The following is a 1758-nucleotide window of genomic DNA, read 5'->3' as shown; positions in this document are numbered from 1 at the left end:
AGCTCGGTCCCGGGGACCTCTAGAGTCCACGGGCTCGCGGGTGAGGTCGCCCACGGGGGCGCCGTCGTCCGGCGGCGAGGCCTCGATCAGCCCGTCCTGGGCCAGCAGGTCGGTGACCCGCGGGCAGATTCCGGCATCGGCGCGCGGCTCGGCCTCGGCGGCGGGCTCGGAGGCGGTATCCGCCGCGAGCGCGAAGTCGACGAGCCGGTGGGTGTAGTCGAAGGTCGGCCCGAGCACCTGCCCGCCGGGCAGGTCCTTGAAGGTCGCGGAGACCCGGCGCTCGACCGCCATGGTGCCGGTATCGACCGGCGCGGAGGCACCGAAGCGGGGCAGCGTGGTCCGGTAGGCGCGGACCAGGAACACCGCCTCGACCACGTCGCCGCGCGCCTGCTTGAGCGCCAGGGCCGCGAGGTCCGGATCGTAGAGCGAGCCCTCGGTCATCACCCGGTCGACGAGCAGCGCCATCTGCTCGCGGATCTGCGCCACGGAGAGTTCCGGAACGGCGGGGTCGCCCCGGCGGGCCTCGGCGAGGAGCCGATGGGCGTTGTCGATGGCGGCCTCGCCGCCCTTCACGGCCACGTACATGGGTCAGGCCTCCGTGACCGTCGTGGAGCGCGGCAGACCGGCCACGCGGCCGGGCGCGGTGAGGATCAGGTCGACGCCCAGCGGAAAGTCGGCGCGGTTCTCGGCGCATTGCGCCGCGAAGCCGTCCGGCAGAGGTCCCGGCGCGACCCGGACCGTGCCCCGGACGCCCGGGCCGGAGAGGCTCAGCCCCTGCCCGTCCGTGATCGTGTCGAGGGCGAGCACCAGGGTGGTGGAGGTGTCGGGGTAGGCCGGCGTGCCGAGGGCGAACCGGCCCAGCGGCGGGCAGCGTCGAGACTCGCGGACCAGCGCGAAGGCGGCCCGGGCCGGATCGTCGGTGAGCGGCGCGCCGGTGTGAAAGCGCAGGTAAGCCGCGACGTCCGCGGCTTCGGCGAGGGCCGGATCCAGCCAGACCGGCGTGTCGGCGTCGGTGAGCGCCAGTGCGACGGCGGCCAGTTCCGGCGTGAGCGGCGCGGGCGGCGCGAGGAACGGCGCAAGGAACGGGGCGAGCGGCCGGACGAGCCCGGGGCGGGCGAGGGCGTCCATCACGGCGCGGAAGGTGCCCTGCGCGTCGTGGACCGGATCGGCGAAGCCGGGGGCGAGCATGCTCAATCGTCTCCGCGGGCGAGGGTCAGGAAGTCGACCCGGGTGGCCGCCGTGCGCCGGGCCGCCTGTTGCCGGTCCGCCGCGAGCCGCCGGGCGGCGGGCGCCAGGGCGGCCTCGACCCGGGCGCGCCGGTCCGGGTCCTGCCAAAGGGCGTCGAGGATCGCGGCGAGCCGCGCCTTCGTGCGGTCGCGGCCGAGATGGTAGGCGAAGCCGGCCGGACCGTCCGCGAGGCGGATGGCGGCCCGGGTCACGCTGACCTCGCCGAGGTTGAACGGGCGCCCGTCGCCGCCGATCCGGCCTGAGGCCATCACGAGCCCCGTCTCCGGCGGCCGGAGATCCGCGGCGGCCGGGGTGTCGAGGACCGACAGGGCCGCCTCCAGGTCCGTGCGGCTCGCCTCGGCACAGAGCGCCATCACGGCCTGGCGCGCCCCGATCTCCCCCTCGGATGCCGGATGTCTCGGGCTCGTCGTCATCGCGAATCCCTCCGTCGCTCGGTTGTATAGGTGTATAGACAACTGGCGTGCGCCGCACAAATGAAGTTTGGATGACAGGATGGATGCGCAGGAGCAG

General features: G+C 74.8%; 3 protein-coding genes. All 3 read right to left on the bottom strand.

The features are described from left to right. Positions 1-585: carbon-phosphorus lyase complex subunit PhnI (locus I53_RS12710; RefSeq protein WP_043351236.1), on the bottom strand; the 585-nt coding region annotated here is incomplete at its 3' end. Positions 586-588: 3 nt separating this feature from the next. Next, positions 589-1188: a phosphonate C-P lyase system protein PhnH gene (gene phnH / locus I53_RS12705; RefSeq protein ID WP_043351234.1), complete on the bottom strand. Its 600-nt coding sequence runs from the start codon at positions 1186-1188 to the stop codon at positions 589-591. Positions 1189-1190: 2 nt separating this feature from the next. Continuing rightward, positions 1191-1661: a phosphonate C-P lyase system protein PhnG gene (gene phnG / locus I53_RS12700; protein ID WP_170861899.1), complete on the bottom strand. Its 471-nt coding sequence runs from the start codon at positions 1659-1661 to the stop codon at positions 1191-1193. Positions 1662-1758: the final 97 nt, after the last annotated feature.

Source organism: Methylobacterium sp. B1 (assembly GCF_000333255.1).
Lineage (GTDB): Bacteria > Pseudomonadota > Alphaproteobacteria > Rhizobiales > Beijerinckiaceae > Methylobacterium > Methylobacterium fujisawaense.
The sequence above is the reverse complement of the archived record's forward strand: the minus strand, read 5'-3'. Positions and strand labels throughout refer to the sequence as shown.

Coding starts and splice junctions, on each gene's coding strand:
- phnH (WP_043351234.1), bottom strand. CDS start 1,188: ATGCTCGCCCCCGGCTTCGCCGATCCGGTCCACGACGCGCAGGGCACC.
- phnG (WP_170861899.1), bottom strand. CDS start 1,661: ATGACGACGAGCCCGAGACATCCGGCATCCGAGGGGGAGATCGGGGCG.